Here is a 25,217-nt window from a genome sequence, read left to right on the forward strand (position 1 = left end):
GATCAGCCGAAGCGGCGCTGCAGCGCGTCGGTGAGTGTGGGCGCGAGACCGCGCAGCCGGGCGGGCAACCGCAGCCAGGCAGGCACGAACACCTCCGCCCTACCACGTTCGACGGCCCGCACCAGTGCGCGCGCGACCGCGGACGCGGGGACCGGGCGAGGGGAGCGCCGCCGGTAGGGCACACCCCTGCGGTCGAAGAACGACGTGTCCACCACCCCCGGCACCACGACCGTCACGCCGACGCCGCGTGCCGCGACCTCCTGGCGCACACTGGCGGCCAGCACGTTCAGGCCCGCCTTGGTCGCGGAGTACACGGCCTCCTCGGCCACACCCATGCTGCCCGCGATCGACGACACCAGCACGATGTGCCCGCCGCCACGGCGCAGCATTCCCGGCAACGCCGCCCGCACCAGCTGTGCGGGCGCGAGCAGGTTGACCCGCACCAGCCGGTCGATGTCGTCGGGCGGCATGTCCGCGAGCCCGCCCGCCCAGCCGATCCCGGCGTTACACACCAGCAGGTCCACGCCACCCGACTGTTCGAGCACCCTGTCGGCGACACCGGCTTCGGCGAGATCGGCCACGCAGGCGCGGCCGCCGGTGCGGTCGGCCACCTCGGCCAGTGCCGCGGCGTCCCTGCCGACCAACACCAGCCCGCAGCCCTTGTCGGCGAGCAGTTCGGCGGTCGCCGCACCGATGCCCGACGAGCCGCCGGTGATCACCGCCTTCGTACCAGGTCCGATCATGCCGCCTCCCTGCTTCGTGCCGCCCGCACCGTGAACGGTGCTCGCCTGCTCAACACCGCGATACCGGCGATGACCACAGCCAGGCCGATTACCTGGCCTGCCACCGCCGGCGGCTCACCGCGTAGCGTTTCGCCCAGCCACAACGCCCCGATGCCGATGCTCACCAGCGGATCGAGGGCGACGATCACCGCGAGCGCGGGCGAGAGCGCCACGCCGACACGGAAGGCGTTCTGGCTGAGCACGAACCCGGTCACGCCGCACACCACGACAGCGTAGAAGTGCCATCCGGCCAGCAGCGCCAACACGCCGTGGCGCAGGTCGGCCGCGGCGAGTTTGGCCAGCCCGGCGGTAACCCCGTACAGCACTCCCGTCGCGGTGGCCAGCGCGAGCACCTTCACCCGACCCGGGTAGTGCGCGGCGACGCCAAGGCTCGCGGCGATGATCGCCGCCAGCCCGGCCGCCAGCGGCAGCACCTCCGGCAGCGTCAGCGTGCCCGCACCCGGCTGCGGCCGCGCGAGCAGGAAGAAGACCGCCAGACCGGCCACACACAACCCCGAGCCCAGCAGCGCGGCGCGGTCCGGCCGTTGCCGTCGCATGGCGCTGCTGCACAGCACCGCGAACACCAGCGACGTCACCAGCAGCGGCTGCACCAGCACCAGCGGCGCGGTGCTCAGCGCCAGCCACTGCAGCACGATTCCCAGGCCGTTGGCGAGTAGCGAGGCAAGCCACAGCGGCTGCCGCAGCAGTGTGAACACCAACCCCCACTGCACCGTGGCCGCTCCCGGCACGCGGCGCGCCGCGCGGTGTTGCAGCGCGCTGGTCAGTCCGAACGCGGCTGCGGCGAGTACCGCGGCGGGTACGGCGACCCACAACAGCGTGCCGGAGTCGCTCATCGGGCCCCGGGATCACCGGCCAGGTCGCGCAGTGCCGCGTCCATGTGCTTGCCGACGCCCTCGACGAGCGGCGCGAGGGAGGGTGTCGTGGTGAAGGACAGCGTGATCCACCGACCCCAGGTCAGCGCACCCCACGCCAGCCCCGTTCCGGGCGCGAGCGCGAGCACCGGGTAGGCGGCGGACAACTCCGCCCCGTGCCAGTGCACCTTCCTGCGTGGCCCCGGCATCACCGTTGCGATCGCGTTGAACCACTCCCGCCGGTACGCCCACCGCGCCGCCACGGCGTGCACGCGAGGTGGCAGCTTGCCCAGCAGGCGCACCACCGTGTGAGCGGCCTCGGGCACGCCGGTCGCCGTGCGTTCCCGCAGTGCCCGCGCCACCAGTTCCACCCGCCGCGAAAGTGGCATCGAGCCGACCGGCAGATCCACCGACACGGCCCCGGTGTGGTTGCCCGCCGCGCGCAGGTTCTCGGTGCCGCGCAGCGACCACGGCACCATCAGCCGGAACTTTTCCGGCTGCCACGGTTGCGGGTTGTCGTGCAGTGCCTCGGAGAACAGCGCCAGCAGCAGTTCGGTGGGGCTCACCCCGAGCGAGCGGGCGGCGGCACGGACCTGCTTGCCGGGAAGCCGCAGCAGTTCGTGCCGCCGCAGGGGGGTGCGGATGTGCCCGTCCAGCGGTGTCGCGGGCGCGCGCCCCGCACGCGCCAGTCGCCACAGCCCCCGGGCCAACAGCCTCGGGTCGGCGCGTACCCCGGTGTCACGCAGCGGTGCCGCCGGCTTGCTCGCCCACGACAGCGTCGCCGCGTCGTCGGTGCGGGACAGCAGTGCCTGCAGCAGCGTGATGCCGTCAGCGAGCGCGTGGTGCACCTTCACCAGCACCGCCCTGCGCCCGCCGGGAAGCCCGCTGACGAGGCGAGCCGCGCCCACGGCCCGCCGATGATCCAGCGGCTCCGAGAAGAACCGGTCCACCTCGGCGGCGAGGTCGTCGCTGCTCACCTCGTCGGCGAGATCGCGAGGGTCGCGCGCACCCCCGGTCCAGCGGGAGCCCCGCAGCACCCCGGGGCGCCGGAGCACGCCCTCCACCCCGGGAACCACGGCCAGCAGCGAGCCGACCTGCTCCCGCGTCAGTTCCGGCCCCTGCTCGAAAACGAGCACCGTGCCGACGTGCTGCGGCACCGCGGATGTGTCGACGTGCAGGAACAGCGCGTCGCCCGGGCGCAGCGGCCGCGAACCCGAAACCGGCACCGCCGAGGCGAGCGTGCGCAGCCCGTCTTCGAGACGGTGTCCGGTGGCGTGTCGGTGGGCGGCGCGCTCCAGCGCGCGCAGTGCCTCGGGGTCACGGCGGTACTCGCTCATCGCGCGGGCCAGTTCACCGCTGCTCGCGCACACCCTGGCGAGTCCGGCCGCTGCCAGCAACGCCGCGTTGGCCTGCCCGTGACCGGCGATCGGGTTGTGCAGCAGCACCGCCCGGCCGCAGGCGATCGCTTCCAACGCGGTCGCGCCACCGGCGTTGGTGACAACCACGTCGGCGGCACGCATCAACTCGGCCATGTCCCGCACCCAGCCGCGCACGTCGACTCTCGGTTCGCCGCCGAACCGGTTGCCGAGTTCGTCGCGAAGCCGTGTGTTCCGCCCAGCCACGACGACCACGTGCGCTTCGGGGTCCCCTGCGAGCAGTTCCCGCACCGTCTCGTCGGCGCGACCGAAACCCAGCGACCCGCACGAGACCAGCGCGACCGTGCCGTCGGAGGGCAGGCCGAGCGCGGTGCGGGCCTGCCCGCGGTCACCCGGTCGAAACGCGCTCGACACCGGGGGAGCCGACACCTCGACAGGCGCGCCGGGAACTCCCCGCCTGGCCGGTGCGAGCGCGATCCGGTGCATCACCAGGTTGACGTCGACGCCGGTGTGCACCCACGACGGATGCGGTGCGAAGTCGGAGATCCAGGCACCCGTCGGCACGGTGAGACCGCGATGCCGCCGCAACCATTCCAGTCCCGTGCTGCCCATCGGGTAGGTGGAGATCACCAGGTCCGGACGCAGGCTGTCGAGGACGGGGGCGAGCTTGCGTCCGCTCCAGCCGCCGATCACCGCCTTGGCCGCGCGGGCGAACCACCGGTAGTGCCACAGCGAGGCGTAGAAGAACTGGTACAGCTTCGGCGCCCGCTCCACGCCGAGCGCGTAGACCCTTCGAAAGACCGGGCCGGTGCGGGCTCCCATGGCGTCGAGCACGTCCACCCAGTGCACCTCGACACCGGGCCACAGCCGCTCGGCGGCCTCGTGCAGGGCGCGGCCGGTGGCGTTGTGGCCCTCTCCCATGTTCGCCGACACGATCAGCAGGCGTCCCGGCCGCGTGCTGGCACTCGTCACGGAAACAGACTGCCACGTGGGCGCCCTCGGCGCGCATCGAAACCCTTGGAGTTGGCCGGACAGCGCCGCGAGCGAACCAGGTGGAGGACGGACACACCGTGAAGGTGGGCAGGCCGGCGTGGCCGAATCCTCGCCGACCTGGTGGCCGGGCCTGGTGACCGACGGCGAGCAGCCCGGCTACCGCATTCCGGCGATACAGCTCTCGATCCGCGCCGGCACCACGCTTCCTTCGGGTGCGCCTCGCTCGTCTTGCCCGCGCCGCATCCTGGGCGGTTCAGGAGTCGAGCACCTCGGTGTTCTGGCAGGCCACCAGCAGCCAACGGCCGTCCTCCTTGGACATCACGTACAGCGGGCTGCCTTCCCTCAGACCCTCGATCGGCTGCCCGTCGCGGGCGAAGTACCGCTGGCGGACCTTCACCGCGGCGACGTCGGGACGGATGAACAGCACGTGCACCACTTCGTAGCTCGGCCTGCGGTCCTTCATCGCTGCGGGCAAGACCTTGCGCGTGAAGGCGGCGATCTCGTCGCGGCCGGTAAGGCGCTTGCCGTGGGCGGTGGTCCAGATGGCGTCTTGCCGGAACTGGGCAACGAACTCGTCGACGAGTTCCCCCGCCTGTGCGTGTTCGATGGTGGCGACGACCTGCTTGATGGCTTCGCTGTCGGCATCGTGGTTCACGTTCATGCCGACCACCCTAGAATCTCGAGTAAACACGAAGTCAACGGTGCGGGCGGGCGTGTGTCGCGCCCGGGACCGGCGTCCGGACCCGGCCCCGGGCGCGGTCGCCACCGAGTGGCTGGCCCTAGCCGAGAACGATTACCGCGAACACGGCGGCCACGACCAGCCCGCACATCACCGGCAGGAAACAGCGGCGGGCCAACTCCAGTACCGGCACCCGCGCGAACCCGGCGACGGCGATCAGCGACGACCAGGCCACCAGCGTGCCGCCACCGGACCAGATGTTGCCCATTTGTCCCAGCGCGGCCAGCGTCTCGGCGTTCATGCCCGCGCCGTCGCCGAGGCTGCCCGCGAGCGCGCCGGTGAGCGGCAGCCCGGAAAAGCCCGACCCGTCGAGGCCCGCGATCACTCCGACGACGAGGATGCCGAAGGCCGCCACGAACGGACTGTCCGGAATGTACTGTTGCGCCGAGGTGACAAGGTCGAACAGGATGCCCTGTTCCTGCTCGTCGGTGCCGAGGATCTGGCTGGCGAACTCGCCGTTGCCGATGAAGAAGAACCCGGCGATCGGCAACACGATGCCCATCGCCTTGAACGCGAAGACCAGCCCGTCGACTACGTGCGTGGCCGACGACTCCAAAAAACCCTTGCCGTCCCCCACCAGCGATGCCAGCAGCACGATCAGCGCGGCCACTCCACCGACGAGCCCCGCGGCCTGCCCGGCCTGTAGATCAGGCACGGACTCCGACATCTTCGCCACCACCAGGTAGCCGATCAGACCCAGGTAGGCCAGCGGAACCAGCACGGCGAACAACGTCGCCGCCGCGGGGTGTTCGGCCACGCCGTCGGGCGGGGTGCCGCCGCCACGGGTCGGACCCGGCAGCGCTTCACGCCCCTGACGTGTCTCGCCGGTGGCCTCGCCACCCGCGGGCGCCGGTGGCAGGGTCGCCGTGGCGGTACCCGCCGTGGCCTCCACGAGTTCGCGCTCCTCGGCGCCCTCCCTCGGCGCGGCCGCCTCGCGAACGGTGCCGTCCTCTGCCGCGGCCTCCCACTCGGTGAGCAGTCGGGCCGACGGCGCGCGCATCTTGCGGAACTCCATCGCGTATCCGATGAGCAGTGCCACGCCGCCGACGACCAGCGAAAGCACCATCGCCTTGTCCGTCACCGCGTTCGCGTCCAGCCCGCCCGCCTGAGCCGAAAGCCCGCCGGCGACCCTGATGACGTAGTCGGAGGACAGCGCCATGCCCTGGCCCGCGCAGGCGATCACCAGCCCGACCGCCATCGGCCGCAGCCCCGCCCTGATCGCCACCGGCACGAGCACGGCGCCGATGAGCGGCACCGCCGGTGTCGGCCAGAAGAACAGAGACATGAAATAGGTGATGACCACCAGGGCCCAGAAAGCCATGTGCCCGTTGCGCATCACCCGCCGAAACGGTGCGACCATCAACCGGTCTGCCCCGAGCACCTGCAGTGAGTGCAGCATCGCGGTCACGAGTGCGATAATCAGGAAGATATTGAACAGGTTCGTCGCGGCGACCAGACTCGCGTTGAACACGGCGGTGGTGCCGGTGATGACATTTCCGGAGTGGACGAGCGCCGTCAGGAACGTCGCCGCCACGGCGGGTACGACGATGTTCTTGCGCGCGATCATCGTTGCCAGGATGACGACGACACCTGCCAGGTAGACCCAGTGTGCTGCTGACAGTTGCATCTGTTTGCCCTTCGAGTGGGACGGCACAGCGTTAACGCAAGAGGTTCCGCGCAGCGACGGCGATCCGTCTATCAATCATGTGCACATCAGCCACGCCGAAGTTTGTGCACGATGCCCTGGTATCGCGTTCTTCACCGAGGCAGTCTCAAATGGAGCGCAGCGCAACCCGCCCGTAACAGCGTCGCGACCGGCGGGGCGCTTTTCGTGTGCGACACCGTGATTGGCGAAAGGTTTGCCGTTCGTGCTGTTCACTCTGCTCGCGGTGACACTGTTGGGCACGGTCGGCAACAACGTCGTGAATGTCCCACTGCGGGAGCTGTCGGCCGACCTCGGTGTGCCGTTGTCGTCGGGTGTGCTCGCCGTGAGCTCCTTCCCGCTCGTGCTCGCCGCGACGATGCCGCTGCTGGGTTGGGTCGGTGACCGGTTCGGCCGGGGGCGCACGCTCGTGGTCGCCGAACTGCTGCTGGTCGGCGCGATGGTCGGGGCCGCGCTCGCGCCCGACCTCGCCACGCTCGCCGCTTTTCGCGGGCTGCAGGGGCTGGCGTGTGCGGCGGCGCCGCCGTGCGTGATGGGAATGCTGGCCACCCACTACGGGCCGAAGCGGCGTAACCGGATGATGGGCGCGTGGGCGGCGGCCAACGGGATCGGGCAGGCACTCGGCCCGCCGCTGGGCGGAGTGGTGGCCGAGTCGTGGGGCTGGCGGGCGGTGTTCTGGCTGCTGGCTCCGCTGGCGTTGTTGCTGGTGTTCGCGCTCGTCACGCTGGTTCCCGCCGAGGCGGGCAGCCGAGCCGGGCTGCACCGACCCGGTGCGGTGGCCTTCACCGCGGGAACCGCCACGTTGCTGTCGGCGGTCGTGCTGGCGCCGGGGGGCTCGCTGCCCCCCGCCGTGCTCGCCGTACTCGGCGGCGCAGGTGCGCTGGCGCTCGCGGCGTTCGTGGCGATGTCGGCCACGGCGCGCGATCCGCTGGTGCCGGTGCGACTGCTCGCCGAATCCCGCTTCCTGCGGAGCGCGGTCGCCGCGTGCGCGCAGATGTTCTGTCTCGGCGCGACCCTGGTGGCGATGCCGCTGTACCTGACGGGAAAGCATGCGCTGCCCTCGGCGCAGGCGGGGCTGGTGGTGTTCGCGTTGCCCGCCACGATGGCGTCGCTGGCCGCCGTGGTGGGCCTGCTGTGCGAGCGCACCCGGCCGCGACGGGTGCTCAGGCCAGGCCTGCTCACTGTTGCCGCGGCGCAGCTTGCCATGGGAGTCCACGCGCTCGCGTGGGACGGCCACCTCGCCGTGCTGGTCGCGCTGCTGGTGCTGACCGGCTGCGGGGTGGCGCTGGTGCAGACACCGGCGGCGGCGGGCGCCAGCAGGTCGGCGGCAGGCGGACCGGCGGCGGCGGGCAGTGCGGGCGCGACCCTCGGCCTGTTCAACACGTTGCGGTTCGGCGGCGCCGCGCTCGGGGCGGCCTGGGTGGGCCTTGCCTACCCGTGGGGCGAGCCGCTGCTGCTGTTCGGCGGTTGCGCGGCACTCGCGCTGACCGCGTTCGCGGTGAGCTTCGCGGGCAGGGACCCGGTGGGCTGACCGGCTGCTCTGGCGAGCGCTCATCCCGGTCCCAGTTCCCGGTCCACCGCCGCCGTCGTCTCCGCCAGCAGGTCCAGTTTGTACGCCAGCCACAACGCGAACCGGTGTTCGGCCTCTCGCAGGTCCAACCGCAGTATCCGGGAGGCGCGGTCAAGTTTGTAGAGCATGGTGTTTCGGTGGACGTGCAGCCGCCGTGCGGCGGCGTTGACGTTGCCCCCGCACTCCACATACGCCAGCACTGCCCGTTCCAGTTCCGACCCCACCGCCGCGCCGCAGCGCAGCGGCGCCAGCAGGTCACGGGCGAAGGTCTGGCCGGGTTCGGTGCCCGCCAACTCCACCAGCGCGGCGTACACCCGCAGGTCGTGGAACCCGCACACGTCGGGCAATTCCAGTCGTAGCCGAAGCCGGAGCGCGATCCGCGCTTCGCGGTAGCTCTCCGCGATCCGCACCGCGCCGGTGACCGGCCTGCCGTAGGCGATGCGCACCGGCTTGCCCAGCCGCAGCCCCAGGTCACGTTCCAGGGTGGCCGCGTAGGCGGCCACGGCGGCGTCGGCCGCTTCCGGTGTCGCAGCACGGCCCGGGTCGAACGGGTGGATGACGGCGAGCACGTCACCCACCGCGGCGGCCAACGTCTGTCCCGCGCCCTGCGGGGCCAGCCTGCTCGCCTCCCTCGCCATGGCGGCCGTCACGCTCCCTTCCGGTGCGGCACCCACCAACACCGCGTAGTCGCAGTCGGTGGGAAACCGGTAGTGGGCCGCCCTGGCACGCAGGTCGGAGGCGTTTCCGAAACGGCCGTGCAGCAGCGCGTGCACGAAGTCGCCGCGCGCCCGCTCCTCGGCCTCGGAGATGCTGTGCATCCGCAGCAACTCCGTTCCCACGATCGTCACCGCCTGCTCCACGACGACCCGGTGCTGCGCCAGATCGTGCGGATGCGGCGGGCGGTTCGGTTCGATCAGAAGTACCCAGCCGTCGTGCCGCCCGCCGAGCACGATCGCCGCCACCACGCACGTGTACGGCCTACCGCCGAAGGTCGCGTCACCGACCACGGCGGGGCCGTGACCGCTGTGCAGCGACTCGGCGACCAGCCCGGGCGGTTCCTCCGCGAGTGTGCGGGCGACCTCCGCCTCGTCGAGGGTGGCCGGTGCGGCCCGCGCGAACGCCAGCACTTCCCGATCGGCGTCCAGCACGGCCACGGCGCAGTGCGAAAGCCTGGCCAGTTGGTGACACAACGCCGAAACCCCGGCGCCCCGGTAAAGCAGCTCGGCGAGCGAGCGGTGCACGGTGACGCCGTAGCGCAGCACGTGAGCCTCGTGGGCCAGCGCGAGCTCGGCGACCAGCCTGCCGACCTCGTGGTAGTCGACCTGCGCGCCCACCGACACCACAGGTAACCGTGCCGAGGTCGCGGCCGGGTCCGCTGCCGCGGCGGGACCCGACACCAGCAGCGCGGCCGCTCCGCGGTCACCCAGCCGCCGCAGCCCGGCCTCGGTGAGCTGCTCGCCGCGAGCGAACACCAGCACGCCACGCAGTGACGCGGTGCCGCTGACAGCCTGCTCCCACGGCAGGCACCAGGTCAGCGCCACATCGGTCGGCCCTGCGACGCCCGCGTCCCTGAACGGGAGTTCCTGCAGCAGCCTGGCCAGAGTCAGCTCACCAGGGTCCGTGGCGTCCCGCACGGTGTTTTCCACGTTTTCCACGCTGGTTTTCACACTGCCCCCTCATGGACAGACTGCACAGCTTTCCTCGACGGCGATACGGCAGCTTGACCATTGCCGCCCCCCTCGCGCAAGCGTCAGATTGGTGACGGCGAAAGCGACCGCGAGGAGGACGAACGTGCACACGGTCAACCGGATTACACTTGACGACGCGCTGCCGATGCTGGCGGCGGCCCGCGCCAAGGCCGAGGAACTCGGGGTGCGGCAGACGATCTGCGTCTGCGACGACGGCGGAAACGTCGTCGCACTGCACCGGCTGCCGGGAGCCCGGTTGACCGGCGTGGACATCGCCATCGCGAAAGCGTTCACCGCAGCGGGGCACGAGCGGGCCACCCACAAGTTCAACGAACCGCCGGACGGCCCCGCGCTTCCCGGCAACGAGGCGTTCGGGATCAGCCACATGCTGCCTGGCAAGTTCGCCATCTTCGTCGGCGGTTTCCCGATCGAGTACGAGGGGCAGATCGTCGGGGGAGTGGGCATCAGCGGCGGTAACGGCGAGCAGGACAAGGCTGTCGGTGCCGCGGCGTTGCGCGCCTTCGCCGAGCACGCCGAGCACGCCGCCACGCTCGCCGCCGGATAGCGCTACCGCGGGCGGTGCCGCCCGGCCTCGGCCGAAAGCACCGCCCGCCACGAGGCACACCTCCTCTGCGCACGCTCCTACCGCACGGCGGCGGTGAGATCCACCTCCACGGCGGCGCCCGACGGCAGGCAGCGGACCCCGACGGCGGTGCGCGCGACGGCGCCGCGCTCGCCGAGCCAGGCACGAAGCGTCCGCGACGCGCCGTCGGCCACCGCCGAGTGCTCCGTGAAGTGCTCGGCGCAGGCCACGTACACGGTCAATCGCAGGCACCGCTCGATGCGGTCCAGCCCTCCCGCGGCCTCGGCGATCGCCAGCAGCGCGTTGGCCGCCGACAGCGCCGCGGCCTGGCCTGCCCGCCGCGTGCCGACGTCCTCGCCGACCCGCCCGCTCACCCGTAGCCGCCCGCCGCTTCTGGGGGTCATGCCCGCGCTGAACGCCAGCCCGCCGTGCACCACTGCGGGTACGTAGTCGCCCTGCGGCGGTGGTGCCGCCCGGGCCGTGACGTCATGGGCCCGGTCGGTCCCGCCTGTCGCCGGCTTCCTCGTTCTCAACCGGCGGTCCCGCGCCGCCTGGGACCTGCGAGCCTGCTGCCCTGCGCGATGTCGTGCTCGGTCAACCCGACGAAGATCTCGCCGTTCTCCTCCTTGACCGGGAACGTCTTGATCGGCTCCGTCGCGGGCGGGCACACCGCCTCGCCGGTTCGCAGGTCGAACACGCTGCCGTGGCAGGAGCAGCCGATGCCGTCGTCGACCAGCTTGCCCGACGACAGCAGGCAGTCCAGGTGGGTGCAGTAGTTCGACGTCGCGTAGGCGGTGCCGCGTAGCCTCGCGACGGCCAGTTCCAGCTCGCCCGCGAAGAACCGGCGGACGTAGCCGTCGGGCACCTGGCCGGAACGGGCCACCCTGACGTACTCCATTGCGATGTTCCTTCCTTGGCTGTGGTGGCGAAGTGTTGTCCGCCGCGTCGGGTCAGGACGCCACGTACACCGTCTTCTCCACGGTGTAGAAACGCGACATCGTCTCGCCCGCCTGCTCCTTGAACGTCTGCGTGCTCGATTCCTTCAGCCCACCGAACGGCGCGTTCATGGCCATTCCCGTGGTGGGTTGATTGACCTTCACCAGACCGGTCCGCATCCGGTCTGCGAAGTCGAGGGCGGCACCGAGATCGGCCGTCACCACCGCCGCCGACAGCCCGTAGTCGCTGTCGTTGGCCAGCCGCACCGCCTCGTCGAACGAACCCGCGCGCAGGAAGGCCAGCACAGGGCCGAAGATCTCCTCGCGGGCAAGCTGCGAGCCTGCGTCGACCTCGCTGAACACCGTGGGCAGGAAGAAGTGGCCGTGCGCGTAGCGCTCGCCGCCGGGCGGCTGCCCGCCGGTGCGCAGCACCGCGCCCTCGGAGAGCCCGATCCGCACGTACTCGGCGGTCTTGGCCAGTTGCCGCGCCGTGGCCAGCGGGCCCATGTCCACCCCGCCGGCGAGCCCTTCGCCGAGTCGCAGCGCCTCGGCCCGCCGCACCACGCGCGCGAGCAGTTCGTCGTGCACGGCGTCGGCGGCGATAACCCTGCTGGTGCCGGTGCAGGCCTGTCCGGAAAGGCCGAACGCGCCACGCACCACGATGTCGGCCGCCCGGTCCAGGTCCGCGTCGGGAAGCACGACCACCGGGTTCTTGCCACCCATCTCGAGTTGGCAGCGCCTGCTGGGACCCACTGCGCCGTGGATGCTGTTGCCTGCGGCCGTGGAACCGGTGAAGGTGACGGCCGCGACTCGCCGGTCCCTCGCCAGTGCCGCGCCCACCTCCGCGCCGCCGTGTACGAGTGCCAGCGCCCCGGCGGGAACCCCGGCCCCGAGCAGCGCTTCCACCAGCCGCGTCGCCAGCAGCGGCGTGACCTCGCTGGGTTTGTAGATCACGCCGTTGCCGCACGCCAGTGCCGGGCCGAGCTTGCGGGAGGGGATGTTCAGCGGGAAGTTCCACGGGGTGATGGCCCCCACCACACCCACAGCGGACCGTGCGGTGTAGACCAGCCCGGACTCCGAAGGGTAGGTGCTGCCCGTCGCGCGCAGCGCCTCGCCCGCGTAGAAGCGCAGGTTAGCCGGCGTGCGGCGCACCTCCATGGTCGCCTCGGCCAGCGTCTTGCCCTCCTCGGACACCAGTTCGGCCGCCAGCTTCTCCGGGTCACGTTCGAGCAGCGCCGCCGCGGTGTCCAGGATTTCGGCTCGCCGCTGCGGCGAGGTGCGCGCCCATTCGACGTGGCCGTCGGCGACCGCGCTGACGGCGGCATCGACATCGGCGGCCGTGGAGTCGGGTGCGGTGGCCACCAGTTGCCTGGTGTCGGCGGGGTTGTGGCGGTCTCGCACCCTGCCGCTCGCCGAGGCCATCCACTCGCCACCGATCAGGTTCGCGCTCACCCGGCTTCCTCCATCATCAGTTCGAACAGGTCGACGCTGTCGTCGCGCAACACGTCGGGCTCCACCACGGCCTGCTGCGACACCAACTCCCTCGCCGCCATCGCGTCTTCTCCCCGCTCGGCCGCGAACGCCGCCCGCACCACGCCGTCAAGCAGGTAGAACGCGCAGAAGTCCAGATCGGACAGTGAGCCCCTGACCACGACCTCGTCCCAGCATGGCGCGTGCCCGGTGTACTGCAGGTTCAGCCCGTACTGGTCGGAGTAGAACCAGTGCGGCTCGGTGAACGGTGCCGCGTGGCCGAGCATCGCGTCGGCCGCTGTGGTCGCCAGCCTGCCTGCCGCCTCGACGTGTTCGGCGCGGATATGCTCGCCGAACAGCGCGTGGTAGTGGTTGGCCACATCACCTGCCGCGAACACCGAGGGCGAACTCGTGCGACAGCAGCCATCGACGACGATCCCGTTGTCCACCTTGATGTCCGCACCCGCCACGACGTCGACATCGGGCTCGATCCCGACCCCCACCACCACGGCGTCCGCGTCGATACGCGCACCGGTTCCGGTCACCACGGTGACACCGTCGCGGCCGTGCACAACCGAGGTCACCGACTGCCGAAACCGCACCTCGACCCCGTTGGCGCGGTGCAACTCGGCGCACACCGCGCCGAGCCGGGGACCCAGCAGTTGGCGCATCGGCACGTCGAGGGCCTCCAGCAGCACTACCTCGACCCCGAGTGTGCGCGCCGTGGCAGCCACCTCCGAGCCGATGAACCCCGCGCCGACCACCACCACTCGCGCGCCAGGCGCCAGCCGCTCGCGCAGCCGATCGGCGTCGCGGCGCGTGCGTAGGGTGTGCACGCGTTCACCCGCGATGCCGGGCAGGGCGCGCGGGCGCCCTCCGGTCGCGACCAGCACCCGGTCGGCCCTGACCGAGCCGCCCCCCTGCAGCAGCACGGCGCCTTCGGAAGGGTCGATCCCCGACGCGGCGCTGCCCAGCCGCAGCCGCACCCCGTTCTCTTCGCACCACCGCGGCGAAAGCAGGCCCAGCTCACCCGCGGTGGCGGGGTCGGCCAGGTACTCCTTGGACAGCGGTGGCCGCTGGTACGGCGGCTCCGGCTCGGCGCCGATCAGTTCGATGCGCCCGTCGTAGCCGCGCCTGCGCAGTGTCCGCGTCGCCACGGCGGCCGCCTGCCCCGCGCCGACGATCGCGATGGTGCCGATGCTTGCGGTGCCGTCGGTGCCGCTCACTCGGCTCACCCCGCCGCGCCGACGCGCCCGCGGCGAACCGGGTTGACGTACACCCGGTCGCCGTCGACGCGCACGTCGAAGGTCGGCTGGCACAGCGGCTGATCGTGGGCCTGCCCGGTCGCCGGGTCGAACCGCCACTGGTGGCCGGGGCACACCACCGCGCCGCCCAGCACGACGCCCTTGCTCAGTGACCGTTGCCTGTGCACGCAGACGTCGTGCAGCGCGTAGACCTGACCGTCCACAAAAAACAGTGCGATCTGCTCGCCCGCCACCACGACCCGCTTCTTCTTGCGCCTTGCGAGTTCGCTGAGGTCGGCGAGGTGAAGCCACTCTGCCATGGCGGGCGCTCAGGCGGTGACGAGGTCGGGCGCGACGTAGGTGTCGTAGAGCGCCTTGGTGTAGGCGAACCGCATCTCCGCGCCCCAGCGAACGAAGTCCAGGCAACGCTGCTGCAGTGCGGGCGTGTCGGCGTGGTCGAGCACGATCTGGAACCCGCGCTCGCCGTGCACCTCGTCGGAGGTGATGTGCAGGTCGAAGAACTCGATCTCGTCCTCGGTGAAGCCGTACACCTCCCGCAGCGGCACGATCTGCTTGCGGTAGATGCTCGGCACCTGCGACTCCAGCCCCACCACCAGCGCCGCCGTGGCGACGGCGAAGTGCTCACGCATAGCGGTGGCATAGCACCACGCCTGCAGGCCACGGGTGACCGCGTTCATGTTCTTCGGGTCCTGCACCCGCTCCCGGGTGGTACCGCACGCCTGCGCGAACCGGATGAGCAGGTCGGTGTGGCGGATGTCGGCGAGTTCCTCCTCGTACATGTTCTGCAGCAGGAAGTCCTTGGCGCCGGTGCAGGATTCGGGCGTGTTGCCGTAGATGTAGCCGAGGTAGTCGGCGAAGGGACCCACGTAGTGGTAGTGGTTCTCCGCCCAGCGGGCGAAGTGGTGGCGCTTGAGTTCGCCGTCCGCCCACGCCTTGCTGAACGACGCGTTCTTCGCCTCTCGGCCCTTGATGGCGTCCTCCAGCGCGGCGCGGAACTCGGTGTGCGGGAGAAGCTCGGTCATGTGGACCACCTCCGGGGATTCGCTGCGGTTGCGCTCACCCGAAGCTACGGAGCGGGCCCGCTGACCCTCCATGGACACAGTGCACGGGAGTCGGCGAGTTCTGCTGTGCACTCTGTGCTTGGGCACGGCGGGCCACGGCGGTGAGCAGCCTTGCCGCCGCCGCACCGCCGCGGTCCGCGTCGAGGTTCAGCTCAGGCCGAGTGCGGCGGTGAGCAGCCGTGCGGCACCGCCGCCGCGCTCGATGGCGAAATCCAGCGCGGCAGGCACGTCGAGGTCGGCGGCCAGAATCTGGCGCAGCCGCTCCACATCGTCCTCGTCGGTCACCCCGACCCGGCTGCCCGCCGCCTGGTGCAGGTCCTCCAGCCGGGCCGCGGCGACGTCGAGCACACCGGGGGTGTACTCCCACGACTGCGCCCACGGTCGGTCGATGATCGCCAGCCGCACCACCTGCGCGGGGCGGGTGGCGAGCAGATCCTCGAGCAACACCAGGTTGCCCGTCGACTTCGCCATCTTGGCTCCGTCGACGGTGACGGTGCCGACGTGCAGCCACGCCCGCGCGTACGGCGCCACGCCGGTCAGCGCCTCCGCCATCGCGGCATGGTAGGCGTGGTGCGGGAACCGCAGGTCCGCGCCACCCGCGTGGATGTCCACGCCGACGCCGAACGTGGAGGTGGACATCGCCACGCACTCGGCGTGCCAGCCGGGCCTGCCCGGGCCCCACGGAGAGTCCCAGGACGGGTGACCGGGTTCGGCGGGCTGCCACACCGCGACGTCGAACGGGTCGTCCTTGACCGGATCGTCCGGCCTGCCGCCGAACTCCCTTGCCAGCCGTAGTGCGTCCCGCTCTTCGAGCCCGCAGCGCCGTACGACGTGGCTGCCTCGGAAGAAGACCCCGCCCTCACGCACGTAGGCGGACCCCTCCTCGGCCAGCGCGGCCGCCAGCCGGATCACCGCGTCCACGTAGCGATGTGCCCTCGGTTCGTAGTCGGGGGTGCGCACGTTCAGCGCCGTCATGTCGCCCTCGAACCTGAACTGGCCGAACGCCGCGAAGTGGTCGTAGCGCACCCCGGCTTCCCGTGCCGCGTCGTCGAGCACGTCGTCGATGTCGGTGACATTGCGGCACACGATCGGCTCGACGCCGAGCACGCGGAGGACCCTGCTGAGAGTGTCCACCCAGACGAACGTCGCGGCGTGACCGAGGTGGGTCACGTCGTAGGGGGTGATCCCGCAGTTGTAGATCCTGGCGTGGTCGAGCAGCCTGACCCGGCGGTCGCCGAGGGTGACGGCCGTCGCGCCCGCGATGGGTCGCCGTCTCGTCATCGATTCGAACGTCATGCGCCCATCGTGCCCTTGGCGCATCCCGCCCGCCCGCCCGGCGGGGTCGAGTGTGTGGCGACCACGTCGCGGGCGAGCGCGAGCAGGGAAGGCACGGCGGGATGGGGGCGGTCGCGCCGCCAGGCGAGTACGACCTCGATGGGTGGGGCGTCGGTGACCGGCACGAACGTGACACCCGGATAGGTGTGCACACTCGGTGTCGCAGAAGTGGTGAGCCCGACGGCACGGCCGGCCGCGATCGCGGCGAGCCAGTCGTCGGTGTTGGCCACCTCCAGTGCCCTGGTCGGACGGGTCCGCACCGGCCACAGGTCGAGCGTGGTGACACCGGAGACGGGGTTGACGGCGACCGTCTCGCCGGTGAAGTCGGCCATGCTCAGCGTCCGGTACCCCGCCAGGCGGCTTCCGGTCGGCACGGCCGCGACCCGCCGCTCGGTGAGCACCGGCTCCGACACCAGCGCCCTCGCCTGTACCTTCGCCCGCAGCAGCGCGGCATCCACCCTGCCCTCGGCCAGTCCCGCGGTGCGTTCGTCGATGCGCAGCAGTTCCAGCGGCGAACCCGGGTGCTCGCGTTCCCAGCGCCGAAGCAGGGTCGCGGTGTGAGGGCCCAGCGCGGCCCACGCGTGTCCCACCCGCAGCGGTGACGGTCGCACCCCAGCGGGGTCGAGCGCCTCGGTCACCACGGCGAGCGCGGTGGCCGCTCGCTCGCGGAACCGCTCGCCCTGCGTCGTGAGCGCCAGCTTGTGGGTGGAGCGCTCGACCAGCCGAACCCCGAGGTGTGTCTCGAGTTGGCGCAGCGTCCGCGAGACGGCGGGCTGCGAAAGGTGCAGCTTCTCGGCGGCGCGGGTGATGTTGCCCTCCTCGGCGATGGCGAGGAAGCAACGAAGGTGGCGCAGCTCGACGGTCATGCGCGCCAAGCATAATGCCACCTCGATCGGCATTTCACAGCCGACGGCCGCGCCCATAGCGTCACCGTCGTGACTCGCGCCGATTCGCCGCCGGATTCACTGTCCGATTCGCTGCCGGGTTCGCCCGGCTCCACCCGGAAGCTCGGCTCGGTGGGACTGGTACTGGGTGGGGCGCTGTCGCTGCAGTTCGGTGCGGCCGTGGCCGCGCTGCTGTTCGCTCGCGCCGGGTCGCTGGGCGTGGTGGCGCTGCGGCTGGCGTTCGCGGCCGTGGTGCTGCTGGCGGTGTGCAGGCCCGCCGTGCGCGGGTACCGGCGGGGGGACTGGCTGCACGTGGTGGCTTTCGGCGCGACGCTCGCCGGCATGAACACGCTGTTCTACCAGGCGATCGAGCGCATCCCGCTGGGAGCGGCGGTGACACTGGAGGTGCTGGGGCCGCTGGCACTGTCGGTGGCCGCCTCGCGCCGCCCGGCGAGCTTGGCGTGGGCGGCACTGGCGCTGGCCGGGGTGTTCCTGCTGGGGCGGGGCGGGTTCACCCGGCTGGAACCGGCGGGCGTGGCCTTCGCGCTGGCGGCAGGGGTGCTGTGGGCCTGCTACATCGTGCTCAGCTCGCGGGTGGGCGCCCGCTTCCCGCGCGCCGACGGGCTGGCGCTCGCGCTGGCGTTCGCAGCGGTGCTCAGCCTGCCGGTCGGCGCGGCCGCCGCGGGTCCGGCGCTGCTGGACCCGGTGACGCTGGCGCTGGGCCTCGCCGTGGCGGTGCTGTCGTCGATGCTGCCGTACACACTGGAACTGCTGGCGCTGCGTACGCTGCCCCCGGCGACGTTCGCCGTGCTGATGAGCCTGGAACCGGCCATCGCGGCGCTCGCCGGGTTCGCCGTGCTCGGCCAGCGGTTGACCGCCGTGGAATGGGTGGGCATCGGGGCGGTCGTGCTCGCCAGCGCGGGCGCGGTGCGCATGCGTACAGTCGGGCACCGTGGACGAGCTGACGCAGTTGCTGACGCGGGCCGCGACCGCCGCGGCCGACTACCGGCGCGGCGCGCACCTTCGCCACGTCGGCGCCCGCGCCGACGCCGCCACGCTTCGCGAGCGGTTCGGCGGTGAACTGCCGCGGGAGCCGACCCCGCCCGGCGAGGTGCTGAGCCAGCTGCTCGCGGCCGCCGAGGACGGCCTCGTCGCCACCGTCGGCCCCCGGTTCTTCGGGCTGGTCGTCGGGGGCTCACTGCCCGCGGCCACCGCGGCCGACCTGCTCGCCACCGGCTGGGACCAGTGCGCCTTCAACGCAGCCGTCGCGCCCGCCGCGGCTGCGGCCGAGCAGGTGGCGGGTGAGTGGCTCGCGGACGTGCTCGGCCTGCTCGAGGGGGTCTCGGTCGGGTTCGTCACCGGTGGCCAGGCCGCCAACACTGTCGGCCTGGCCTGTGCACGGCACCACCTGCTGGCGCAGGCGGGCTGGGACGTCGAGCGCGACGGGCTCGCGGGCGCACCGAGGGTCCGCGTCGTGGCCTGCCGCGAACGGCACGCGACGATCGACGCGTCGCTGCGGCTGCTGGGCTTCGGAACCTCGGTGCTGGAACCGGTGGCCGCGGGCGGCAACGGCGCGATCGACATCGCCGACCTGGAGCGGGTGCTCGACCGCGGCCGCGGCCCCGTGCTGGTGTGCCTGCAGGCGGGCAACGTGAACACCGGCGCGTGCGACGACCTGCGCGCGGCCTGCGGGCTGGTGCGCGAGCACGGCGGCTGGTCGCATGTGGACGGCGCGTTCGGGCTGTGGGCGGCGGCGAGCCCGGCGACGGCGGCGCTGGTGGACGGCGTCGAACTCGCCGACTCCTGGGCCTGCGACGGGCACAAATGGCTCAACGTGCCCTACGACAGCGGCTTCGCCTTCTGCTCGCGTCCCGACGTGCACGCCGCGGCGATGTCCTACACCGCCGCCTATCTCGCCGGGTCCGGCACGGGCTCGCCCGCGCTCGGCGACCTGGTTCCCGAGTCGTCGCGAAGGGCCAGGGGCTTCGCGGTGTGGGCCGCGCTGCGCGAACTGGGCAGGGACGGGCTTGCCCGACTGGTACTGCGCTGCCACACGCTGGCTCGCCGGTTCGCCTCGGCACTGGCCGACGGCGGCGCAGAGGTCGCCAACGACGTGGTGCTCAACCAGGTGCTCGTCCGGTTCGGCAACGACGAGCAGACCGCGCGGGTGATCGAGGCCGTGCAGCGTGACGGCACCTGCTGGCTGGGTGGCACCACCTGGCGGGGCAACCGCTACCTGCGGATAGCGGTGTCGAACCACTCCACCACCGAGGCCGACGTCGATCGCAGTGCCGCCGCGATCCTGCGCTGTGCGGCCGAGGTCAGGAACAAGGTCGGAAACGAGGCCGGGAACGACGTCGGGAACGAGGTCAGGAACGCAGCAGGGGACGCGCCGCCGGAGCGCCCCTGAGCCTGGCGACCGTCTCACGCAGGTACTTCACCTCGCGGGTCAACTCATCGATGCGCTGCCGGTCCTGCCTGGCCGAAGCCGCCTCCAGGCTTGCCCGGTCGCGGGCGATGCCGCGCAGTTTCTCGACCTCGCGTGTCAGGGCTCGCACTGAATTCTGCTCCGTGCTCGCCAGTGGAAGCCCGCAGTGCGGGCAGGATTGCGTGCCGCTCGCGCCGCTCATATCGCACCCCGATCGGTTGCCGTCGAGCGCCGACGCTACGCGCGCCGTTCTCGCGACGACAATGAGCGCGGGCACAAACCGTGCCCCGCCAATCTGTGGCGGGACACAACGGCAGGCCCATGCCGGCACGCCGCTGCGCGACAGCGCGGTGGAGTACCGGGCGGCGCGGTTGCACCGGCAGGTGAACGACAACCTCCTAGGGTCGCCGAACATATCTTTGCCAGCCGTGCAACCGGGGTTTTCGGCAGCCGAAAGGCTGTTCGGGGAATTGTCGTTGTGGCCGAGCACAACGACTTCGACCTCGCGGGGCGGCGGTTTCTGCTAACCTCCCCGCATGGCGGCGCCGAGGATGGCGGAAACCGGCGAAATCGGGCGCGAGAACGTCGCGCTTCGACGCCTGGTCGCGGTTTACCGCCACCTGTCCAGCCTGGCGGTGCAGGACGACGGCATCGAGGCGGTCATCGAACTGATCGCCGAGCGTGTCGATGCCACCGTGGCCGTCGTCGACGACAAGCTCACCGTGCTCGCGGCCGCGTCGCCCTCGGCGAGCACCGACGAGGCGGCACGGCTGGTGGGTGAGCGCATGGTGCACCCGAGGCTGGCGCAGGTGCTCGGTGTCGCGGGCAGGACCCGGCGCGCGCTGCGGCTGCCCGACGTCGAGGAGGCCGCGCCCGTCGTCGTCGCTCCCGTCCTCGTCGGCGACGAGGTCCCCGCCTACCTGATGACACTGGACGAGACCGCCGAGCGCACCGGTGAGGACCTGCGGCTGCTGCTGACCGAGCACGCGGCGACGATCTGCGGCGTGATCCTCGGCCGCGAGCGGGTGGTGGCCGCCGCCGCGACGCAGGTTCGCTACGACCTCGTCGAGGGCCTGCTGTCCGGAACCGGCGGGGACGCCGAGGAGGTACTGCGGTGGGCTCGCCACCTCGGTTACGACACCGAGTGCGACCACCGGGTGATCTGCCTGGTGTACGACGACGAGCAGGGCCTCGGCGGCGAGAGCGCGGAGTTGGGCAGCCGCGTGGCGGCGGCCGTGGAACGCTTCTTCACCACGCACGCGCCGGAGGCCATCACGGCGGTGCGCGATGCCGAGGTGGTCGTGGTGCTCGGCGAACCCGATCCGGAGGCGCCCAGAGCCGAGCGGCTGGCGCGGGACTGCCTGCGCCGGATGCGGGAACTGTTCCGCACCGTCGCGGTCACCGCGGGGATCGGGGCGACCTGCCGTGCGCCGACGGAGATCGCCCGCTCCTACGGTGAGGCGCGGCGCACGGTGGAGGTGACCAGGCGGATGGGCCGCACCGGGGTCGCCGTCTCCTTCGAGGACCTCGGAATCCACCGGCTGCTGTTGCAGGTGGCCGATCCCGAGCAGTTGCGGCAGTTCGCACGCGAGGTGTTCGGCGGGCTCACCACGGGCGGGCGCGGCAACGCCGCCGACTACCTCACCACCCTCGGCTGCTACTTCAGGGCCAACAACAGCCCGCAGCGCGCCTCGCAGGTGCTGCATGTGCACCCGAACACGGTGACCTACCGGGTACGCAGGGTGGAGGAGCTGACCTCGCTGGACTTCGGCAGCTACCGTGACCGGTTGCTGGCGCAGGTCGCGCTGGAGATCCTGGACGCGGTCGGGGAGGGACGATGAGCGACTTCGCCGAAGCCGTGCGCGAGCGGTTGCTGGTGTGCGACGGCGCGATGGGCACCATGCTGCACGCGGCGGGCAACTCGCTGGACCGTTCGTTGCCGGAGTTGAACCTGTCCAATCCCGAACTCGTCAGCACGGTCCACGAAAGCTACGTCGACGCGGGCGCCGACATCCTGCTGACCAACACGTTCGGCGCGAGCAGGCCGAGGCTGGCCGAACACGGCTTCTCCGGTGACCCCGGTGAGATCAACCGCGCCGGGGTGCGGTTGGCAAGGCAGGCGGCAAGGCAGGCTGGGCGGCCGATCTTCGTCGGCGGTTCGGTCGCGCCCGCGGTGAGTGCGGGCAGGCGGACCCAGGTCGGTGCCGCCGACCGCGCTGCCGCCGTGCGCGAACAGGTGCTGGCGCTGGCCGATGCGGGTGTGGATCTGCTGGTGCTGGAGACCTTCGGCTACCTCGACGAACTCGCCGAGGCGGTGGTGACCGCGTCGGCGGCCACCGGGTTGCCGATCCTGGCGCAGGCCACTTTCACCGCCGAGGGGCACACCCCCGGAGGGCAGACCCCGCACGAGGTGGTCACCGCGCTCGCCGAACTCGACGTCGCCGCGCTCGGGGTGAACTGCACCGTCGGCCCGCAACGCATGCTGGCGGTGGTGGAGCAGCTGCGCAGGCACACCACGCTGCCGCTGAGCGCGCAGCCCAACGCCGGGTTGCCGCGCAGGGTGCACGGCCGCCGGTTCGAGTACAGCCTCGATCACGACTACTTCGCCCGCTACGCCCGCCGCTGTGCCGAGCGGGGCGTGTCGATCGTCGGCGGTTGCTGCGGCACCACCCCCGGCCATGTCAGGGCCATCGCCGCGGCGGTGTCCGAGCTGGACGGCAGGAGGACCTCGCGGGGTCGGGCGGCCAAGGTAGCCGTCGCGGCGCCCGCGGAGCAGGGTGGGCTCGCGCGGCGCCTTGCCGACGGCGACTTCGTCGTCGCGGCCGAGATCGCGCCACCGCAGGGCGGTGTCGCAGAGGAGGCCGCCGAGCTGGCGGCCGACCTGCGGCAACGGGGAGCCGAACTGATCCTCGTCTCCGGCGCGGGCGGCGCCAGAGCGCAGCTGAATTCGACCAGCCTGGCCCTGCACCTGCAGTCGCAGGTGGGCACCGAGACGATCGCGACGGTCACCACCTGGGACAAGACCATCATGTCCCTGCAGGCCGATCTGCTGGGCGCACACGCCTTCGGCGCCCGTACGGTCGTGTGCGAGACCGGCAACCCGCCGCTGCGCGGCGACTACCCCAACGCCGACGGCATCTGGGAGGTCGACTCGGTAGGCCTCGTCGAGTTGGTGGCCGGACTCAACGACGGCCGCGACTGCGACGGTCTTTCGCTGGCCACGAAGACGTCCTTCCACATCGGAGCCCGCTGCAACCCCGGTGCCGAGGACGTCGACGCGGAGATCGCACGCACCCGCGCCAAGATCGCCGCGGGTGCCCAGTTCCTCATCACCAGGCCGGTGTACGAGCTGACCACGTTGCGCTGGATGGTGGCGGAGTTGTCCGACGAGGGTGTGCCGATAATCGTCGCCGTCTCGCCGCTGAGCGGGTTCGCCGAAGCCGAGTTCCTCGCCTACGAGGTACCCGATGTCACGGTTCCGATTTCGACACTGTCGACGCTGGCGCAGCGGGAACGTGCCGGTGACGACGGACGCGGCGTGGGTCTTCGGCTGGCGAGCGAACTGGTGGAGCAGGCTCGCTCACTGGCCGACGGTGTGCTGGTGGTGGTGCGCGACCACGACGCCGACGCGGCGGCGCGGTTGCTTGCGGCGGCGACGAGCCCGCCCGGCTGACGCCGAACTCGCTGAGCGAGCAGGCGAGGTCGGGCCGATAGTGGAGCGATGAGTGCTGACCCGGTTGCCCGGGTGACCTGCCCGGTCGGTGCCGTCGAGATCCGGCCGGTGCTCGGGTGAGCCTCGGCCGGGCGTTCGCGGCGGGGCGGTTCGCCGTCACCGCCGAACTCGGTCCGCCCAGGGGAGCCGACCCCGGACAGGTCGAGGCAAGGGCGCGGGTGCTGCGCGGCCGGGTCGACGCGGTGAACGTGACCGACAATCCGGGCGCCACCGTGCGGATGTCGAGCCTGGCGGCGGCAGTGCTGGTGCTGCGCGCGGGCGTGGAGCCGGTCATGCAGCTGACCGGCAGGGACCGTAACCGGATGGCGGTACAGGCCGATTTGCTGGGTGCTGGGGCGCTGGGCATCCCGAACGTGCTGCTGCTGGCGGGGGACCCGCCCGGCGGGCAGGCCGTGCCGGTGTTCGACCTCGACAGCGTGCAGCTGTTGTGGACCGCCCGAACCCTGCGCGACCGCGGCAGGTTGCTGTCGGGCAGCAGGGTGGACCCGCCGCCGCATTGGCGGATCGGCTCGGTGGAGAACCCGTTCGTGCCGACGGTGCGCGAGCGCGCGGCGCGGCTCGGGACGAAGATCGCGGCGGGTGCGGAGTTCGTGCAGACGCAGTTCGTGTTCGACGTGGCCGGGTTCGCCCGCTGGATGGCGCAGGTGCGGGCGCTGGGCCTGCACGAGCGTTGCCGGATTCTCGCGGGAGTGGGCTACCCGCGGTCTCCGGCGATGCTGCACCACCTGCGCACCGGACTTCCCGGTGTTCGTGTCCCGGACGAGGTCGCCGACCGGTTGCTCGGGGTGCCGCCGCACCGGTTCCGGCAGGAGGGGCTACGGCTGTGCACCGAGATCATCGACCGGGTGCGCGAGATCGAGGGCGTCGCGGGGGTGCACGTGATGGCGTTCGGCGACGAGGCGGCCGCGGTGGAGATCGTCGAGCGTGCGGGGCTGACCGGGTGAGGCCGAGCCCTCGTCGACGTGCCGAATCGCGACATCGTGCGCCGCCACCGCGGCACGGCGCTCCCGCGACGGGGAGTTCGCGGGCAGCAGCGGGGGACTCACGGGCGTGAGCGCAGAACTCGTGGGCCTGAGCGGGGGACTCGCGGGTGGGAGCGGGGGACTCGCGGGCGGGGCTGTGGTGTCACCACTCCCTGCGCTGCAGGCCCACCAACACCCGGTCGACGACCTCCGGGTCCGGCCCTGGTGCCTCCCCGTCGGGGTGCTCGGGAACCTGCGACCGTCGCTGGTCGCGCCGGGGTAGGCGTACCCGCTCGGCGGTCAGTCCCGGCGGCAGTGGGAGCTCGCACCACACCAGCTTGCCCCTGCCCTCCAGCGGGACCGCCCCGGTCTGCCTGCCACGCACGACCGGTGCCTCGTCGTGCGCACGCGCCACCTGGTCGTCCTCGACCTCCACGAGCAGGCAGTCGCCGGAAAGGCGAAGCCGCACGGTGACGAAGCCGGGCGCGTCGGCGGCGGTCTTGTCCACCACCGCCTGCACCAGGTCGCGCGCGGCCGCGGCGACGTCGTCGAACATCTCCAGCAGCGACCACTCGGTGAGCTGGAAGCGGACGAAAAGGTCGGTGCAGTTGACGGCGCTCTGCAGCGCGACGAGCCGAAGATCGTCGACCTGCGCGGTATGGGAGTTCACTGCGAATCCTTCCACGATCACGCCTCACCGAGCTGTCCGACGGCCAATCTTGCGCACCAGGGCCCGTATCTTGCCAAAGCCCACCGACCGGCTGGCAACCGAGGGTGTGCGTTCCGTGCCGCGTTGTGCAGCTCGAACGGGTGTTGACCGGTCCGATGCGCCGCGGCGGGGCTAATAGCACATCACCCGCAGCGACGACTCACGGACC

Annotated in this window: 23 protein-coding genes; 7 read left to right on the forward strand and 16 right to left on the reverse strand. The window is 71.8% G+C overall.

The window, feature by feature from the left end; translation table 11 throughout:
• Positions 1-2 precede the first annotated feature (2 nt).
• The 5 genes from SACMADRAFT_RS13110 to SACMADRAFT_RS13130 all read right to left on the reverse strand — a co-directional run bounded on the left by SACMADRAFT_RS13110 (position 3) and on the right by SACMADRAFT_RS13130 (position 6,389).
• Entirely contained in the window at positions 3-743 is a 741-nt protein-coding gene (locus SACMADRAFT_RS13110) for an SDR family NAD(P)-dependent oxidoreductase (RefSeq protein WP_009154305.1), read from the reverse strand.
• A complete protein-coding gene (locus SACMADRAFT_RS13115) occupies positions 740-1,636 on the reverse strand; it encodes a DMT family transporter (RefSeq protein ID WP_009154306.1) in 897 nt (298 codons plus the stop codon). The genes SACMADRAFT_RS13110 and SACMADRAFT_RS13115 overlap by 4 nt, the downstream gene beginning before the upstream one ends.
• Positions 1,633-4,002 (reverse strand): wax ester/triacylglycerol synthase domain-containing protein, encoded by a 2,370-nt coding sequence (locus tag SACMADRAFT_RS13120; RefSeq protein WP_009154307.1) that lies wholly within the window; start codon positions 4,000-4,002, stop codon positions 1,633-1,635. The genes SACMADRAFT_RS13115 and SACMADRAFT_RS13120 overlap by 4 nt, the downstream gene beginning before the upstream one ends.
• A 274-nt stretch (positions 4,003-4,276) precedes the next feature.
• Positions 4,277-4,684, reverse strand: a complete 408-nt coding sequence (locus SACMADRAFT_RS13125) for an SgcJ/EcaC family oxidoreductase (protein ID WP_009154308.1) — start codon at positions 4,682-4,684, stop codon at positions 4,277-4,279.
• A gap of 118 nt (positions 4,685-4,802) precedes the next feature.
• Entirely contained in the window at positions 4,803-6,389 is a 1,587-nt protein-coding gene (locus SACMADRAFT_RS13130) for a membrane protein (protein ID WP_009154309.1), read from the reverse strand.
• A 241-nt stretch (positions 6,390-6,630) separates the two neighbouring features.
• Here SACMADRAFT_RS13130 and SACMADRAFT_RS13135 point away from each other — a divergent pair, with 241 nt between their 5' ends.
• On the forward strand, positions 6,631-7,956 hold the full coding sequence (locus SACMADRAFT_RS13135) for an MFS transporter (RefSeq protein WP_009154310.1): 1,326 nt from the start codon (positions 6,631-6,633) through the stop codon (positions 7,954-7,956).
• Between the two features lie 20 nt (positions 7,957-7,976).
• Here SACMADRAFT_RS13135 and SACMADRAFT_RS13140 read toward each other — a convergent pair whose 3' ends face one another.
• Positions 7,977-9,641 carry a PucR family transcriptional regulator gene (locus SACMADRAFT_RS13140; RefSeq protein ID WP_157617244.1) on the reverse strand — a complete coding sequence of 555 codons (1,665 nt, stop codon included), beginning with the start codon at positions 9,639-9,641 and terminating at the stop codon, positions 7,977-7,979.
• A 145-nt stretch (positions 9,642-9,786) separates the two neighbouring features.
• Between SACMADRAFT_RS13140 and SACMADRAFT_RS13145 the strand changes: the two genes are divergently transcribed.
• Positions 9,787-10,248: a GlcG/HbpS family heme-binding protein gene (locus tag SACMADRAFT_RS13145; protein ID WP_009154312.1), complete on the forward strand. Its 462-nt coding sequence runs from the start codon at positions 9,787-9,789 to the stop codon at positions 10,246-10,248.
• Positions 10,249-10,325: 77 nt separating this feature from the next.
• On the opposite strand, the gene SACMADRAFT_RS13150 is transcribed toward SACMADRAFT_RS13145, so the two are convergent.
• From SACMADRAFT_RS13150 to SACMADRAFT_RS13185, 8 genes are all read right to left on the reverse strand, one after another.
• Positions 10,326-10,799, reverse strand: a complete 474-nt coding sequence (locus SACMADRAFT_RS13150) for a RidA family protein (RefSeq protein ID WP_009154313.1) — start codon at positions 10,797-10,799, stop codon at positions 10,326-10,328.
• Positions 10,796-11,164 carry a Rieske (2Fe-2S) protein gene (locus tag SACMADRAFT_RS13155; protein WP_009154314.1) on the reverse strand — a complete coding sequence of 123 codons (369 nt, stop codon included), beginning with the start codon at positions 11,162-11,164 and terminating at the stop codon, positions 10,796-10,798. Before SACMADRAFT_RS13155 ends, SACMADRAFT_RS13150 begins: the two co-directional genes overlap by 4 nt.
• A 52-nt stretch (positions 11,165-11,216) precedes the next feature.
• Positions 11,217-12,653, reverse strand: coding sequence for an aldehyde dehydrogenase family protein (locus SACMADRAFT_RS13160; RefSeq protein ID WP_009154315.1), 1,437 nt, complete (start codon positions 12,651-12,653; stop codon positions 11,217-11,219).
• Positions 12,650-13,897 (reverse strand): NAD(P)/FAD-dependent oxidoreductase, encoded by a 1,248-nt coding sequence (locus tag SACMADRAFT_RS13165; RefSeq protein WP_040925678.1) that lies wholly within the window; start codon positions 13,895-13,897, stop codon positions 12,650-12,652. Before SACMADRAFT_RS13165 ends, SACMADRAFT_RS13160 begins: the two co-directional genes overlap by 4 nt.
• A gap of 5 nt (positions 13,898-13,902) precedes the next feature.
• A complete protein-coding gene (locus tag SACMADRAFT_RS13170; protein WP_009154317.1) occupies positions 13,903-14,235 on the reverse strand; it encodes a Rieske (2Fe-2S) protein in 333 nt (110 codons plus the stop codon).
• Between the two features lie 9 nt (positions 14,236-14,244).
• On the reverse strand, positions 14,245-14,958 hold the full coding sequence (locus tag SACMADRAFT_RS13175) for a TenA family transcriptional regulator (RefSeq protein WP_009154318.1): 714 nt from the start codon (positions 14,956-14,958) through the stop codon (positions 14,245-14,247).
• Between the two features lie 186 nt (positions 14,959-15,144).
• Positions 15,145-16,293 (reverse strand): class I tRNA ligase family protein, encoded by a 1,149-nt coding sequence (locus SACMADRAFT_RS13180; RefSeq protein ID WP_009154319.1) that lies wholly within the window; start codon positions 16,291-16,293, stop codon positions 15,145-15,147.
• On the reverse strand, positions 16,290-17,198 hold the full coding sequence (locus SACMADRAFT_RS13185) for a LysR family transcriptional regulator (protein WP_009154320.1): 909 nt from the start codon (positions 17,196-17,198) through the stop codon (positions 16,290-16,292). Before SACMADRAFT_RS13185 ends, SACMADRAFT_RS13180 begins: the two co-directional genes overlap by 4 nt.
• Before the next feature lie 69 nt (positions 17,199-17,267).
• Between SACMADRAFT_RS13185 and SACMADRAFT_RS28530 the strand changes: the two genes are divergently transcribed.
• Complete coding sequence (locus tag SACMADRAFT_RS28530; RefSeq protein WP_009154321.1) at positions 17,268-18,296, forward strand: EamA family transporter; 1,029 nt, start codon at positions 17,268-17,270, stop codon at positions 18,294-18,296.
• A complete protein-coding gene (locus tag SACMADRAFT_RS13195) occupies positions 18,178-19,626 on the forward strand; it encodes a pyridoxal phosphate-dependent decarboxylase family protein (protein ID WP_157617415.1) in 1,449 nt (482 codons plus the stop codon). The genes SACMADRAFT_RS28530 and SACMADRAFT_RS13195 overlap by 119 nt, the downstream gene beginning before the upstream one ends.
• Here SACMADRAFT_RS13195 and SACMADRAFT_RS13200 read toward each other — a convergent pair.
• Complete coding sequence (locus SACMADRAFT_RS13200; RefSeq protein ID WP_009154323.1) at positions 19,586-19,774, reverse strand: hypothetical protein; 189 nt, start codon at positions 19,772-19,774, stop codon at positions 19,586-19,588. The genes SACMADRAFT_RS13195 and SACMADRAFT_RS13200 overlap by 41 nt on opposite strands.
• Before the next feature lie 406 nt (positions 19,775-20,180).
• On the opposite strand from SACMADRAFT_RS13200, the gene SACMADRAFT_RS13205 reads away from it, so the two are divergent.
• The 3 genes from SACMADRAFT_RS13205 to SACMADRAFT_RS13215 all read left to right on the forward strand — a co-directional run bounded on the left by SACMADRAFT_RS13205 (position 20,181) and on the right by SACMADRAFT_RS13215 (position 24,321).
• The gene (locus SACMADRAFT_RS13205) at positions 20,181-21,485 is read left to right on the forward strand and encodes a PucR family transcriptional regulator (protein ID WP_040925680.1); all 1,305 of its coding nucleotides are present in this window, start codon (positions 20,181-20,183) and stop codon (positions 21,483-21,485) included.
• Positions 21,482-23,317, forward strand: a complete 1,836-nt coding sequence (locus tag SACMADRAFT_RS13210) for a bifunctional homocysteine S-methyltransferase/methylenetetrahydrofolate reductase (RefSeq protein WP_009154325.1) — start codon at positions 21,482-21,484, stop codon at positions 23,315-23,317. The genes SACMADRAFT_RS13205 and SACMADRAFT_RS13210 overlap by 4 nt, the downstream gene beginning before the upstream one ends.
• 116 nt (positions 23,318-23,433) lie before the next feature.
• A complete protein-coding gene (locus SACMADRAFT_RS13215) occupies positions 23,434-24,321 on the forward strand; it encodes a methylenetetrahydrofolate reductase (protein ID WP_009154326.1) in 888 nt (295 codons plus the stop codon).
• 181 nt (positions 24,322-24,502) lie between these two features.
• Here the strand turns inward: SACMADRAFT_RS13215 and SACMADRAFT_RS13220 are convergent, their stop codons facing one another.
• Entirely contained in the window at positions 24,503-25,009 is a 507-nt protein-coding gene (locus SACMADRAFT_RS13220; protein WP_009154327.1) for a hypothetical protein, read from the reverse strand.
• Positions 25,010-25,217: the final 208 nt, after the last annotated feature.

Source organism: Saccharomonospora marina XMU15 (genome assembly GCF_000244955.1).
GTDB lineage: Bacteria > Actinomycetota > Actinomycetes > Mycobacteriales > Pseudonocardiaceae > Saccharomonospora_A > Saccharomonospora_A marina.